Below are 14,207 nucleotides of genomic sequence, written 5' to 3' on the forward strand. Positions count from 1 at the left end.
GAGCGCCGCTTCGTCACCTTGCATGTCGGCGCCGGCACGTTCCTGCCGGTGAAGGCGGACGACACCGCCGACCACAAGATGCATGCGGAGATCGGCTCGGTCAGCGAGGCAACTGCCGACGCATTGAATGCGGCAAAGGCGAGGGGCGGGCGCGTCATTGCCGTCGGTACGACCTCGCTGCGCCTGCTGGAAAGCGCCGCGCGAGAGGATGGCGTGCTGGCTGCATGGTCCGGCCCGACCGACATCTTTATCACGCCCGGCTATCGTTTTCGCACCGCCGACATGCTGACGACCAATTTCCATCTGCCGCGTTCGACGCTGTTCATGCTGGTTTCGGCTTTCAGCGGCCTCGATACGATGCGCGCCGCCTATGCGCATGCCATTGAGCACGATTACAGATTCTACTCCTACGGAGATGCAAGCCTGCTGTATCGAGCGGAGATGAGCGATGGACGATGACCTCGACAGGCTGGACCGCGACAGTTTGATCGCCGAAGTCAAAAAATTGCGCGCCGGCATTCGCCAGCATCGCGATGCATCGGGGCACGATCTTTGCTGGCATCATCCCGATTTGTGGGACCTGCTGCCCGAGAAGATCGATCCGGCAATCGCCGTGCCGCCCTGGCCAAAATTCATGCGCGGCTGCATCCACTATCGCCAGTCGCTGGACGAACAGGCTCCGGGCGCACCGGCACACGACAAGGAATTCAATGGCTGAGACGTTCACCTTCAAGGTGCTGGCGACCGAAGGCAGGGCGCGGCGCGGCTTGATCAGCATGCCGCGCGGCGAAATCCGCACGCCTGCCTTCATGCCGGTCGGCACCGGCGGCACGGTCAAGACGATGTACATGGATCAGGTGCGCGGCGTCGGCGCCGATATCATCCTGGGCAATACCTACCATCTGATGCTGCGGCCCGGCGCCGAACGCGTGGCGAAGCTTGGCGGCCTGCACGAATTCGCCCGCTGGCCGCATCCGATCCTGACCGACAGCGGTGGCTTCCAGGTCATGTCGCTGTCAAAGCTTCGGAAATTGACCGAGAAGGGCGTCACCTTCCGCTCCCATATCGATGGCGCATCCTATGAAATGTCGCCGGAGCGTTCGATCGAGATCCAGGGCCTGCTCGATTCAGACATCCAGATGCAACTCGACGAATGCACGGCGCTGCCGGCCGCGCTCAAGGAAATCGAGCGCGCCATGGAATTGTCGCTGCGCTGGGCCGAGCGCTGCAAGACGGCGTTCGGCGACCAGCCCGGGAAGGCGATGTTCGGCATCGTGCAAGGCGGCGACAATGCGGATTTGCGCGTGCGTTCTGCGCAAGCGCTGAGCGCGATGGATCTGAAAGGCTATGCGGTTGGCGGCCTTGCCGTCGGTGAACCGCAGGCGGTCATGCTCGACATGCTCGACATCACCTGCCCGGAACTGCCCGATGACAAACCACGCTATCTCATGGGCGTCGGAACGCCGGACGACATCTTGAAATCGGTGGCGCGCGGCATCGACATGTTCGACTGCGTGATGCCGACGCGGGCCGGCCGGCATGGGCTTGCCTATACAAGGCGCGGCAAGGTCAATCTGCGCAACGCCCGCCATGCCGACGATCCGCGCCCCCTCGATGAGGAAAGCGACTGCCCGGCGGCACGCGATTATTCCCGCGCCTATCTGCACCATCTCGTGCGCTCGCAAGAGGCACTCGGTGCGATGCTTCTGACCTGGAACAATCTGTCCTATTATCAGAAGCTGATGCAGGACATACGCGCCGCGATAGAGACCGGCACTTTCGAGGCACGCGCTGCCGAAATTACCGAGGGCTGGGCGAGGGGCGATATCCCGGCGCTGTGACGGTTCAGGTGCTCAGCGAATTCGACGCGCGCAGGCTGCAGCCGGTGATTTGGAACGTGCCGTCGGGCTGTCGCTCCAACGTGTAGACAGCTTCATAGTCCTTGCCGTCAGGGCCGACGATCAGCACCTGCTGGATGATCGAGGTCGGACCCGTCTCCTCGACCTTGCCGAACGAGTAGCTCCGTGGGTTGCGCACCGGCGCGTAGCCGTTGGTCACCATGTTCATGAAGGTGTCGACGGTCGGGAAGATCCGCTTCACGTTCGGTGCGGCGAAGCTGTAGGCCGTGACGCCGTCATCGGCCAGGAACGCTCTCAGCTGGCCGTCAATGGCCGCTTGCGCCGCCTTGATCTCGGCCTCGCCGGCAAACGCCGACAAGGGCAGGAGGAGAGGAAGGAATGCGAATGCGAAAAGCGTGCGGCGCATAGCCTGTTTCCCTTGTCTTTCGAGAACTTGCCTTTCGAAAAATCCTGCCCGTGCAGGCATCCTAACATACGTTTGGTGGCGCTTCAGGGTTTCACCGGCGGCGAATATTCAGTGTTGTCGCGCGACGAAGTCCAGGCAGCCTTGGCGGAATTGCGGGAGGCGTGGCCAACGCTCGAACCGGCTAAGTACCGTTCCAGCGCTTGAAAGCCCGCCTCCAGTCTGCCAGAAGGGCCGCTTGGATTGGACGTTTAGCAGGGCGGAGCCATGAAGGCGTTTTTCGTGCAGATCAAATGCGAACTGGGCAAGTCGTATGAGGTTGCCAGCGCGCTCGCCGACGCCGAGATCGCCTCGGAAATCTACTCCACTGCCGGCAATTACGATCTGCTCGCCAAGTTCTATGTCGACGACGAGGAGGATGTCGGCCACTTCGTCAACGAGAAGGTGCAGATTCTTCCCGGCATCAAGGACACGTTCACCGTCGTCACTTTTCGCGCCTTCTAGCGTCGGAACCCATTGCCCGGGCATGAGGCAAAGCCTGACCAAGCTCATATTTCAGCTGCCTCAATTTTAGGCAGGGGCGACATACTGATCGTCCGCATCCCTCAAATCACCGATTGCGCTTGATTTTCTCCAGCGGCGCCAGTGAAATGGCGTCACAGGGGAGTATGCGATTGGCAGCGTTCGATGAAATGCTTCCGGAGGTCTCCGGACTTAGAAGACCGTATTCGGCTTACGATCGCTGGCTGAAAGAGCAGGACCCGGCCAGGCTTACCGAGAAAATGCAGGACGCCGAACGCGTCTTCCGCAAAACCGGCATCACCTTCGCCGTCTATGGCGAGCAGGAAGCCTCCGAGCGGCTTATCCCCTTCGACATCGTTCCGCGCATCATTTCTGGCAATGAGTGGCGCCGCCTCACGCAAGGCATCGAGCAGCGCGTGCAGGCACTGAACGCCTTTCTCGACGACATCTATCACCGCCAGGAAATCCTGCGGGCCGGACGCGTTCCCCGCGACCTGATCGCCAGGAACGAAGCCTTCCTGCCCGAGATGATCGGGGTCAGGCCACCAGCCGGCGTCTACACCCACATCATCGGCGTCGACATCGTGCGCATCAGCGAAAACGAGTTCTACGTGCTGGAGGACAATGCGCGCACCCCATCGGGCGTTTCCTACATGCTGGAAAACCGCGAGACGATGATGCAGCTCTTCCCCGAGTTGTTCCAACAAATCAAGGTGCGGCCGGTGGAGAACTATCCGCAGCTTTTGCGCCAGTCGCTGGCGGCGGTGCGGCCGCAGAACGCCAAGGGCACGCCGACCATCGCCGTGCTGACGCCCGGCAGCTACAACTCCGCCTATTTCGAACATGCCTTCCTGGCCGATCAGATGGGGGTGCAACTGGTCGAGGGGCAGGATTTGCGCGTGGTGGACGGTCATGTCGCGATGCGCACGACCGAAGGCTACAAGCAGATCGACGTGCTCTATCGCCGGGTGGACGATGCCTTCCTCGATCCGCTGACTTTCCGGCCGGACTCCGCGCTCGGCGTGCCTGGCATCATGGATGTCTACCGGGCCGGCAACATTACGATCGCCAATGCGCCGGGAACCGGTATCGCCGACGACAAGGCGATCTATTCCTACATGCCCGAGATCGTCGAATTCTACACCGGCCGCAAGGCGATCCTCGGCAATATTCCGACCTGGCGCTGTTCGGAGCCGGACAGCCTGAAATATGTACTCGAACACATCGATGAGCTGGTGATCAAGGAAGTGCACGGTTCAGGCGGCTATGGCATGCTGGTCGGACCGGCGGCGACCAAGAACGAATGCCAGGATTTCGCCAAGAAGCTGCAGGCCAAGCCGTCCAATTACATCGCCCAGCCGACGTTGGCGCTCTCGACCTGTCCGATCCTGACCGAAAAGGGCCTGTCGCCGCGCCATGTCGATCTGAGACCCTATGTGCTGGTCTCCGACCGCATCCAGATCGTGCCGGGCGGGCTCACGCGCGTCGCGCTCAAGGAGGGCTCTCTGGTGGTCAATTCCTCGCAAGGCGGCGGCACGAAGGATACCTGGGTGCTGGATGATTGAGATGAGTAGTCAGTAGGCAGTAGGCAGTAGTTGGTATCAGAGGGGACAGAACAATGCCGTATCCAATCGAAACTCGAACATTCCCTACTCGCTACTCACTATTCCCTACTCACTAGCCCGAAGGGCCACTCCATGCTTCTCGGCCGTACCGCCAACGGGCTCTACTGGATGAACCGCTATATCGAGCGTGCGGAAAACATGGCGCGCCTGGTCGATGCGGGCCTGCGCATGGCGCTGACGCGCACGCAGAGCGCGTCGGAAGAGTGGAATTCGGTGCTGCTCAGCGCCGGCTCCGACGTCGCCTACACGCAGAAGTATCAGGACTATACGGCGGCCGATGTAGCCGACTTCCTGTTGCGCGACACGTCGAACCCGTCGAGCACGATGTCGTCGATCGAGACGGCACGCCACAATGCCCGCATGGTGCGCACCGCGCTGACGCGGGAGACCTGGGAAAGCATTAACGAGGCCTGGATGGCGCTGAAGCGCATGCTGGCAAGGCCGATCGACGAGCGTGACCTGCCAAACGTGCTCGATGCGATTAAGCGCGAAACGGCGCTGATCCGCGGCTCGTTCTACGGCACCATGCTGCGCAATGAGATCTTCGATTTCTCGCAGCTCGGCACCTATGTCGAGCGCGCCGACAATACGGCGCGCATCCTCGACGTGAAGTACTACGTGCTCTTGCCGTCGATCTCCTGGGTCGGCTCGACGCTCGACAATTACCAGTGGGAATCGATCCTGCGCTCGGTATCGGCGCACCGCTCCTACCGCTGGGTCTACGACGCCGACTACAAGCCGACCAACATCGCCGACTATCTGATCCTCAATGTGCGCATGCCGCGATCGCTGACCTTCTGCTATCGCTTCCTGGCCGAGCACCTGAAGTTCCTCGGCGACGACTATGGCGGGCGCCATCCCTGCCATGCGACGGCGGAAAAGACCCAGGCCATGCTGCAGGCAGGCTCGATCAAGGATATTTTCGACGCCGGCCTGCATGAATTCCTTGCCGGCTTCATTCGCGACAACACCAGGCTCGGCGACGAGATCGCGCAGGATTACAGGTTCTATTGAGGAGGCCATGCGGCTCAAGATCACCCATCGGACAGAATACCGTTACGACGCACCGGTGCAGTACCTGCTGCAGCGGCTGCGGCTGCTTCCGGTGAGCGGGCGCACGCAGACCGTGCTGTCCTGGGCCCTGAAGGTAGAAGGCGCGCGCGAGGAAGTGCGATTTGCCGACCACTACGGCAATGACACCCGATTGTTGAGCGTCGAGGGTGACCATGATTTCATTACGGTCGAGGCGTCAGGCGAGGTGGTGACGCGCGATACATCGGGGGTTTGTGGGCCGCATCAGGGATTCGCGCCGCTCTGGCTGTTCGCACAGGAGACGCCTTTGACCATGATCGGCGATGGCATTCGCGCACTCGCCGAGGCAGCCGGCAAGGGCACCGATATCGAAAGACTGCACCGTCTGATGGCTATCATCTCCGAGCGGGTCGCCTATGCGCCGGGCACCACCAATGCGACGACCCCGGCTGAAGAGGCTCTCGCGCTGAAAACCGGGGTCTGCCAGGATCATAGCCATATCTTTGCCGCCACCGCCCGCGCCATGGGTTTCCCGGCACGCTATGTCAGCGGCTATCTGATGATGGACGCGGCCATCGAGCAGGCGGCAAGCCATGCCTGGGCCGAAGCGCATGTTCAGGGCCTCGGCTGGGTTGCCTTCGACCCCTCCAACGGTATCTCTCCTGATGAGCGCTATGTGAGAGTGGCGACGGGGCGCGACTATCGCGATGCGTCGCCGGTTTCGGGGATTCTGCTGGGAGAGGCGCAAGAGCGGCTTGCCGTCACCGTCACGGTGGAGCAGTAGTCACCCGATGCAGGTCGTCCAACGCCACCTTGGTTTGGGTGACGACATGCATGAAAACAAGGACCTGAGCGCGCCGCATGGATCCGTTCCGACGCGACGCGGTTTTTACGGTTCGCTGCCGGAAGAGTAAACCATGACCTATTGCGTCGGCCTCAAGATCGATCGCGGGCTCGTGTTCATGTCGGACACGCGCACCAATGCCGGCATGGACTCGATCTCCACCTTCAAGAAGATGCATGTCTGGGAAGATCCCGGTGAGCGCGTCATCGTGCTGATGTCGGCCGGCAATCTGGCGACGACGCAAGCCGTGATCAGCGTGCTCGACGAGCGCACCAAGGCGGTTGGCGACCGGCACGCGGCAGTGCTCGAAACGCCGTCCATGTACCAGACGGTGCGGCTGGTCGGCGAAACCGTCAAGGACGTCATCGCCCATTCCTCGCCCGCCGGCGACAAGGCCGATTCCTACTTCAACGCCTCCTTCATCCTGGGCGGCCAGATAAAGGGCAGCGCACCGCGCCTGTTCATGATCTATCCCGAGGGCAATTTCATCGAATCGACCGATGACACGCCCTTTTTCCAGATCGGCGAGACCAAATACGGCAAGCCGATCATCATTCGCGCTTATGACCGGTCGATGAGTCTCGCGGAGACCGTGAAGCTGCTTCTGGTATCGTTCGATTCCACGCTGAAGTCGAACCTGTCGGTCGGGCTGCCGCTGGATCTGCTTTTCCTGGAAAAGGATGCCTTCCAGGTCGGGTTGAAGAAACGGATCGGTCATGACGACCCGTACTACCGCACGATCTCCGAGGGATGGTCGAGCGCCTTGAAGACGGCGTTTGCCAGTCTGCCGGATTTTCCGGGATAAGGACGCGCCGGATTTCTCCGGTGGTTGCAAATGTTTAACAGTGGTTTTTGACAACCGGGGCGAAGGGCGCCGGTGAAGCGATCATGTCGGGAGGACAGGATGAACAGTGACGATTTCCGGCAATGGTCGCGGCGGGCCGCCGACTGGGGCGCCGACTACCGTGAAACGCTGCGCCAGCGCCCGGTGCGGCCGCGGATCGAGTCCGGCGACATATTCAGGAGCATAGAAGCGTCGCCGCCCGAAGACGCGGAGCCGATGGACAGGATCTTCGCCGACTTCGAGGAGAAGATCGTGCCGGGCATGACGCATTGGCAGCATCCTCGCTTCTTCGCCTATTTTCCGGCCAACGCGGCACCAGTTTCTGTGGTGGCTGAGTATCTGGTCTCGGCAATGGCCGCGCAGTGCATGCTGTGGCAGACCTCGCCGGCGGCGACAGAACTCGAAACTCGGACTGTCGATTGGATGCGCCAGGCGCTCGGCCTGCCGGAAGGTTTTTCCGGCGTCATCCAGGATTCTGCCTCCTCGGCGACGCTGGGGGCGGTGCTGACGATGCGCGAACGCGCGCTCGACTGGCAAGGCAACAAAAAGGGCCTGGCGGGGCAGGCGCGGTTGCGCATCTATTCGTCGGATCAGGTGCATACCTCGATCGACCGGGCGATCTGGGTGGCCGGCATCGGCGAGGACAATCTCGTGCGCATTCCAGTCGCCGGTCGCTTTCGCGCCATGGACATAGCGGCCCTCGAGGCGGCGATCGTCGCCGACAAGAAGGCAGGCCTGCTGCCCGCGGGTATCATCGCCTGCGTCGGCGGCACCAGCACCGGTGGCACTGACGATATCGCCAGCGTCGCCGCGATCGCCAAACGCCACGGGGTCTATCTTCACGTGGATGCCGCCTGGGCGGGATCGGCGATGATCTGCCCGGAATACCGGCATTTCTGGGCCGGTGTGGAGCAGGCGGATTCTATCGTCTTCAACCCGCACAAATGGCTGGGCGCGCAGTTCGACTGCTCGATCCAGTTCCTGCGCGACCCCGAAAGCCATGTCAGAACGCTCGCCATCAAGCCGGATTATCTGAAGACGCACGGTCATGACGGCATCGTCAACTATTCCGAATGGTCGGTGCCGCTCGGCCGCCGCTTCCGCGCGCTGAAACTGTGGTTCCTGCTGCGCGCGCACGGGCTGGAAGGCCTGCGCACGATGATCCGCAACCACGTCGCCTGGAGCGAAGGCCTGGCAGCGCGCCTGGCCGACGAGCCGGACTTCGAGATCGTCACCGAGCCGATGCTGTCGCTGTTTTCGTTCCGGCACAAGGCGGAGGGAGCCGATGCCGACGAGCACAATCTCCGGCTGGTCAATGCGATCAATGATGACGGACGCATCTACCTGACACAGACCAGGGTGAACGGGCGCGTCGCCATCCGCTTCCAGGTCGGCCAGTTCGAGGCGACCGCGGCGGATGTCGATTCGGCTTTTGCCGCCATCACCGAAATCGCGCGCGGATTAAGCTGAGGCTGCTGAGTCGGGACTGCGACGAAGTTTGCCTTTGCTATCATGTAGTTTCCATTAGCCGGCTTACGCCTTTTCATTGCTTTCGTTTTCGTCTATGGTCAAGAAAAACGAAAGCAGAAGGTTTTCAGATGTATCTGTCGCCGCGCCATGCCGAAATCGTCCAAATGGCCAAGGATCATGGCCGCGTTCTGGTCGACGATCTGGCCACCCACTTCAACGTCACGCCGCAGACCATCCGCAAGGACCTCAACGATCTTTGCGACCAGCGGTTGCTGTCGCGCATCCATGGCGGCGCCTTGTTTCCTTCCGGCATCGAGAACATGGAGTACGAAGCCAGGCGCAAGATCGCCGCCGAGGAGAAGGAGGCGATCGGCAGCGCGGCCGCCAGGCTGATTCCGGACAACGCCTCGTTGTTCATCAATATCGGCACCACGACGGAGTCGGTCAGCAAGGCGCTGCTGGATCACAGCGGCCTCATGGTCATCACCAATAACATCAATGTTGCCAACAGGATGCGCATCTATCCTTCGATCGAGGTGGTGATCGCGGGCGGGGTGGTTCGCGGCTCGGATGGCGGCGTCGTCGGCGAGGCGGCGGTGGATTTCATCAGGCAGTTCAAAGTCGACTACGCCGTCATCGGCGCCTCGGCGATCGACCATGACGGCGCCTTGCTCGATTTCGATTTCCGCGAGGTCAAGGTCGCGCAAGCCATTATCGCCAATGCCAGGCACGTCATCCTGGTGTCCGACCGGACCAAATTCGAGCGCACGGCACCGGTTCGCATCGGCCATCTGTCGCAGGTCAACACCTTCATCACCGACCGCTGCGATATCCCCTCGGTGCGCAAGATCTGCCAGGAGGCCGAGGTTCAACTGATCGAAACCTCGCTCGATTGAGGACGTTGCAGCGCTTTCACGAGCTTGTGATATTTCGTTTGACATTCGTTATGAGTTCGAAATAATTCCGCCACGGTTTCGCAAAAGAGCCAAATGGTGCAATGCGAAATCGCTGGAGGAATTGGTGGACGCATCTTCGATCCGTGACATTTTCGTCATAGGCGGTGGCATCAATGGCTGCGGCATTGCCCGTGATGCCGCCGGCCGCGGGTTTTCGGTATTTCTGGCCGAGATGGACGATCTCGCCAGCGGAACCTCCTCAGGCTCGACCAAGCTGATCCATGGTGGCCTGCGTTATCTCGAATTCTACGAATTCCGCCTGGTGCGCGAAGCGCTGATGGAACGGGAGGTACTGTGGAAGAACGCGCCGCACATCATCTGGCCGATGCGCTTCGTGCTGCCCTATGCCAAGGGCCTGCGTCCGGCCTGGCTGATCAGGCTCGGCCTTTTCCTTTACGATCATATTGGCGGGCGCAAATTGCTGCCGGCGACCAGGACCCTGGACATGGCCACCGACCCTGCCGGCAAGCCATTGAAACCATTGTTCAAGAAGGCCTTCGAATATTCCGACGGCTGGGTCAACGATGCGCGGCTGGTGACGCTGAACGCGCGTGACGCCGCCGACCGGGGCGCGACCATCCGCACCCGCACCAAGGTGGTCGGGGCGCGCCGCGAAGGCGGGCTGTGGACGATCAGGATCGAAAATCTGCGGACCGGCGAGACCGAAGAGGTCAAGGCGCGGCTGCTGGTCAATGCCGCCGGCCCCTGGGTCGATCATGTGCTTTCCGGCGTCGTCGGCCTCAACGATGTGCACAATGTCCGTCTCGTGCAGGGCAGTCACATCGTCATCGCGAAGAAATTCGACGATCCACGCGCCTATTTCTTCCAGAACAAGGATGGCCGCATCATCTTCGCCATTCCTTACGAGGACGAGTTCACGCTGATCGGCACCACCGACCAGGACTACCCCGGCGATCCGCACGACGTGAAGATCAGCGACACCGAGATCGACTATCTCTGCGCGGCGGCAAGCGAGTATTTCGCCCAACCCGTCAAGCGCTCGGATATCGTCTGGACCTATTCGGCCGTGCGTCCGCTCTATGACGATGGCGCTTCCAAGGCGCAGGAGGCGACACGCGACTATGTGCTGAAGGCCGATGGCGGCGAGGGCACAGCCCCGATCGTCAACACGTTCGGCGGCAAGATCACCACTTATCGCCGGCTGTCGGAATCTATGCTGGAGAAGATCGAAGGCTTTCTCGGCAGGCGCGGCAAGCCGTGGACGGCAAATGCGCCGCTGCCGGGCGGCGATTTCGCGGCGACCGGTTTTGATGCGCAAGTGGCGAGGCTGAAGAGCGCCTATCCCTTTCTCGACCAGCGTTTGGCACGTCGGCTCACGCGGCTCTACGGCACGCGCGCGCAGATGTTGCTTGGCCTTGCCAAATCAAATGCCGATCTCGGCCGCAATTTCGGCGCCGACCTTTACGAGGCCGAGGTGCGCTACCTCGTCGAGAACGAATGGGCCGTCACATCGCAAGATGTGCTGTGGCGCCGGACCAAGCGCGGCCTGCATTTCAGCCGCGAGCAGACGGCGGCGTTGGATGAATTCATGCGCGGCATAAGCCGCCGCCACGTCGCGGCCGCGGAATGAAGGGCTGCTGATGCACACGGCCTGGGAGGAGGCATCATGCTGGAACTGAGGAACGTCACCAAGACGGTCGGCGCGGTGGAGCATATCCGCGACGTGTCGCTGACGCTCCAGCATGGCTCGCTGAACGTGCTGCTCGGGCCGACGCTGTCCGGCAAGACCAGCCTGATGCGGCTGATGGCGGGCCTCGACGCGCCGACTTCCGGCTCGGTCTGGTTCGACGGCAAGGACGTCACCGGCCAGCCTGTTCAAAAGCGCAAGATCGCCATGGTCTACCAGCAGTTCATCAACTACCCCGCGATGAGCGTCTACGAAAACATCGCTTCGCCACTGCGGGTGGCGGGAGTCGAGAAGGCCAAGATCGACAGCCAGGTACGTGAAGCCGCTGCCCTGCTCAAGCTGACGCCCTATCTCGACCGCACGCCGCTCAGCCTGTCCGGTGGCCAGCAACAGCGCACCGCACTGGCGCGCGCCATCGTCAAGAACGCAAGCCTGGTGCTGCTCGACGAGCCGCTCGCCAATCTCGACTACAAGCTGCGCGAGGAACTGCGCGCCGAACTGCCGAGGATTTTCGCCGCCGCCGGCACCATCTTCGTCTATGCCACGACCGAACCGCACGAGGCGCTGCTGCTCGGTGGCAATACGGCGACGCTGTCGCAAGGCCGCATCACCCAGTTCGGCCCGACCATCGAGGTGTTCCGCAAACCGGTCGACCTGGTGACGGCCAGGACCTTCGCCGATCCGCCGCTCAACACGATCGTGCTGGCCAAGAACGGGCCCGATTTCCTCCTGGAGGGCGGCGTCAAGCTGCCGGTGCCGCCTGAACTTGTCGGCATCGCCGACGGCAATTACACGATCGGCTTCCAGCCGCACCATCTGTCGCTCGAGCGGCCGGATGCGAGTGCCGTGCCGGTGCGGGCAAAGGTCACCATCACCGAGATCACCGGCTCGGAAAGTTTCATCCATCTTGATTTCGCCGACGCGCGCTGGGTGATGCTGACCCATGGCATCCGCGATTTCGAGACCGACGAAGTGGTCGAAGTGTTCATCGACCCGCGTCACATCATGGTTTTCGACCAACACGGCGTCGCCGTGGCCGCGGCAAAGCTGGCGGCCTGAGGAGAAAACGATGGCGCGCATCGACGTCAACCATGTCAGGCACTCATATCTGCCGAACCCGCGTACCGATTCGGATTTCGCACTGCGGGAGGTGCACCACACTTTCGAGGACGGTGGCGCCTATGCGCTGCTAGGCCCATCCGGCTGCGGCAAGACCACGCTGCTCAACATCATTTCCGGCCTGCTCCACCCCTCGCACGGCCAATTGCTGTTCAACGGCAGGGATGTCACGAGACTGTCGACGCAGGAGCGCAACATCGCGCAGGTGTTCCAGTTCCCTGTCATCTACGACACGATGACCGTCTACGACAACCTGGCTTTCCCGCTGCGCAACCGCGGCGTTCCGGAGGCCGACGTCGACCGCAAGGTGCGCGAGACGCTCGACATGATCGACCTGGCAGACTGGGCCAGGAAGAAGGCGAGGGGCCTGACCGCCGACCAGAAGCAGAAGATCTCGCTCGGCCGCGGACTGGTGCGCTCGGATGTCAATGCGATCCTGTTCGACGAGCCGCTGACCGTCATCGACCCGCACATGAAGTGGGTGCTGCGCTCGCAGTTGAAGCAGCTTCACCGCCGCTTCGGCTACACCATGGTCTATGTTACGCATGACCAGACAGAGGCGCTGACCTTCGCCGACCAGGTGGTGGTCATGTATGATGGCGGCATCGTGCAGATCGGCACGCCGGCCGAGCTGTTCGAGCGGCCGCGCCACACCTTCGTCGGCTACTTCATCGGCTCGCCCGGCATGAACGTCATGCCAGTAGCGATCGATGGCAAGACAGCGACGCTTGGTTCCCAGCGCATCCAATTGCCAGGCGCGCCGAAGGCCGGAAGCGGCGTCGTCGAACTCGGCATCCGTCCTGAATATGTCAGGCTCGGCCGCGATGGCATGGCCGTCCACGTCAGCAAGGTCGAGGATGTGGGCCGCCACAAGGTCGTGCGCGCCAGTCTGGAAGGCCGCGAGATCGCGGCCGTCATCGGCGAGGACGAAACCGTTCCCGCCGATCCAAAAGTGCGGTTCGACCCAGCCGGCATCAACATCTATGCCGATTCCTGGCGTGTCGAGATGGGGGCGTAAATGGAAAAGCCCTGGAACAACAAGGCCTGGTTCCTCGTGCTGCCGATGCTCGTGCTGGTGGCGTTCTCGGCCGTTATCCCGCTGATGACCGTCGTCAACTACTCGGTACAGGACACGTTCGGCAATAACGTCTTCTTCTGGGCGGGGACCGAATGGTTCGAAGAGTTGCTGCATTCCGATCGCTTCTGGGAAGCCATGGTGCGCAACCTGATCTTCTCCTTCATCATCCTGGCGATCGAAGTGCCGCTCGGCATCTTCATTGCCCTCAACATGCCCAAAAAGGGCTGGGGCGTGCCGGTCTGCCTGGTGCTGATGGCGCTGCCGCTCTTGATCCCGTGGAATGTCGTCGGCACGATCTGGCAGGTGTTCGGCCGCAACGATATCGGCCTGCTCGGCTACTACGTCAACGCGCTCGGCATCGACTACAATTACGTGCAGGATCCGTTCGACGCCTGGGTCACCGTCATCATCATGGACGTCTGGCACTGGACCAGCCTCGTCGTGCTGCTCTGCTATGCCGGCCTGGTCTCGATCCCCGACGCCTTCTACCAGGCGGCCAAGATCGATGGCGCCTCGCGCTGGGCGGTGTTCCGCTACATCCAGTTGCCGAAGATGAAGCGCGTGCTTCTGATCGCGGTGCTGCTGCGTTTCATGGACAGTTTCATGATCTACACCGAGCCCTTCGTCGTCACCGGCGGCGGTCCGGGCAATTCGACGACCTTCCTGTCGATCGACCTCGTCAAGACCGCGCTCGGACAGTTCGACCTCGGTCCGGCGGCGGCGATGTCGCTGGTCTACTTCCTGATCATCCTGTTGTTGTCGTGGGTGTTCTACACCGTGATGACCAACTACGACGCGGAACGCTGA

15 protein-coding genes are annotated in these 14,207 nt (G+C 61.8%); 14 read left to right on the forward strand and 1 reads right to left on the reverse strand.

What is annotated here, in order from left to right:
* The 3 genes from LB545_RS19275 to tgt all read left to right on the forward strand — a co-directional run.
* Nucleotides 1-459 (forward strand): S-adenosylmethionine:tRNA ribosyltransferase-isomerase (locus LB545_RS19275; protein ID WP_224705653.1); only part of this gene is annotated, 459 nt, incomplete at its 5' end.
* Nucleotides 449-718 carry a hypothetical protein gene (locus LB545_RS19280; RefSeq protein WP_140525349.1) on the forward strand — a complete coding sequence of 90 codons (270 nt, stop codon included), beginning with the start codon at nt 449-451 and terminating at the stop codon, nt 716-718. The genes LB545_RS19275 and LB545_RS19280, both read left to right, overlap by 11 nt.
* Nucleotides 711-1,841, forward strand: coding sequence for a tRNA guanosine(34) transglycosylase Tgt (gene tgt, locus LB545_RS19285; RefSeq protein WP_140525348.1), 1,131 nt, complete (start codon nt 711-713; stop codon nt 1,839-1,841). The genes LB545_RS19280 and tgt overlap by 8 nt, the downstream gene beginning before the upstream one ends.
* 4 nt (nt 1,842-1,845) lie before the next feature.
* Here tgt and LB545_RS19290 read toward each other — a convergent pair whose 3' ends face one another.
* Complete coding sequence (locus LB545_RS19290; protein ID WP_140498811.1) at nt 1,846-2,265, reverse strand: DUF4864 domain-containing protein; 420 nt, start codon at nt 2,263-2,265, stop codon at nt 1,846-1,848.
* A gap of 264 nt (nt 2,266-2,529) precedes the next feature.
* On the opposite strand from LB545_RS19290, the gene LB545_RS19295 reads away from it, so the two are divergent.
* The 11 genes from LB545_RS19295 (at nt 2,530) to LB545_RS19345 (ending at nt 14,207) form a co-directional block, all read left to right on the forward strand.
* Complete coding sequence (locus LB545_RS19295) at nt 2,530-2,766, forward strand: Lrp/AsnC family transcriptional regulator (RefSeq protein ID WP_010909609.1); 237 nt, start codon at nt 2,530-2,532, stop codon at nt 2,764-2,766.
* Nucleotides 2,767-2,936: 170 nt separating this feature from the next.
* The gene (locus LB545_RS19300) at nt 2,937-4,349 is read left to right on the forward strand and encodes a circularly permuted type 2 ATP-grasp protein (protein ID WP_181165357.1); all 1,413 of its coding nucleotides are present in this window, start codon (nt 2,937-2,939) and stop codon (nt 4,347-4,349) included.
* 132 nt (nt 4,350-4,481) lie between these two features.
* Complete coding sequence (locus LB545_RS19305; RefSeq protein WP_140525347.1) at nt 4,482-5,423, forward strand: alpha-E domain-containing protein; 942 nt, start codon at nt 4,482-4,484, stop codon at nt 5,421-5,423.
* Nucleotides 5,424-5,430: 7 nt separating this feature from the next.
* Entirely contained in the window at nt 5,431-6,225 is a 795-nt protein-coding gene (locus LB545_RS19310; RefSeq protein WP_140498806.1) for a transglutaminase domain-containing protein, read from the forward strand.
* Nucleotides 6,226-6,358: 133 nt separating this feature from the next.
* Complete coding sequence (locus tag LB545_RS19315) at nt 6,359-7,090, forward strand: peptidase (RefSeq protein ID WP_140498804.1); 732 nt, start codon at nt 6,359-6,361, stop codon at nt 7,088-7,090.
* A 99-nt stretch (nt 7,091-7,189) separates the two neighbouring features.
* Nucleotides 7,190-8,599: a pyridoxal phosphate-dependent decarboxylase family protein gene (locus tag LB545_RS19320; protein WP_224705655.1), complete on the forward strand. Its 1,410-nt coding sequence runs from the start codon at nt 7,190-7,192 to the stop codon at nt 8,597-8,599.
* Nucleotides 8,600-8,727: 128 nt separating this feature from the next.
* Complete coding sequence (locus LB545_RS19325) at nt 8,728-9,495, forward strand: DeoR/GlpR family DNA-binding transcription regulator (RefSeq protein ID WP_140515319.1); 768 nt, start codon at nt 8,728-8,730, stop codon at nt 9,493-9,495.
* A 124-nt stretch (nt 9,496-9,619) separates the two neighbouring features.
* Nucleotides 9,620-11,146, forward strand: coding sequence for a glycerol-3-phosphate dehydrogenase (gene glpD, locus LB545_RS19330; protein ID WP_140498798.1), 1,527 nt, complete (start codon nt 9,620-9,622; stop codon nt 11,144-11,146).
* Between the two features lie 36 nt (nt 11,147-11,182).
* Nucleotides 11,183-12,262: an ABC transporter ATP-binding protein gene (locus tag LB545_RS19335; RefSeq protein WP_140515321.1), complete on the forward strand. Its 1,080-nt coding sequence runs from the start codon at nt 11,183-11,185 to the stop codon at nt 12,260-12,262.
* A gap of 10 nt (nt 12,263-12,272) precedes the next feature.
* On the forward strand, nt 12,273-13,340 hold the full coding sequence (locus LB545_RS19340; RefSeq protein WP_224705657.1) for an ABC transporter ATP-binding protein: 1,068 nt from the start codon (nt 12,273-12,275) through the stop codon (nt 13,338-13,340).
* Nucleotides 13,341-14,207, forward strand: coding sequence for a carbohydrate ABC transporter permease (locus LB545_RS19345; protein WP_140498792.1), 867 nt, complete (start codon nt 13,341-13,343; stop codon nt 14,205-14,207).

It is taken from the genome of Mesorhizobium sp. BR1-1-6, assembly GCF_020165355.1.
GTDB lineage: Bacteria > Pseudomonadota > Alphaproteobacteria > Rhizobiales > Rhizobiaceae > Mesorhizobium.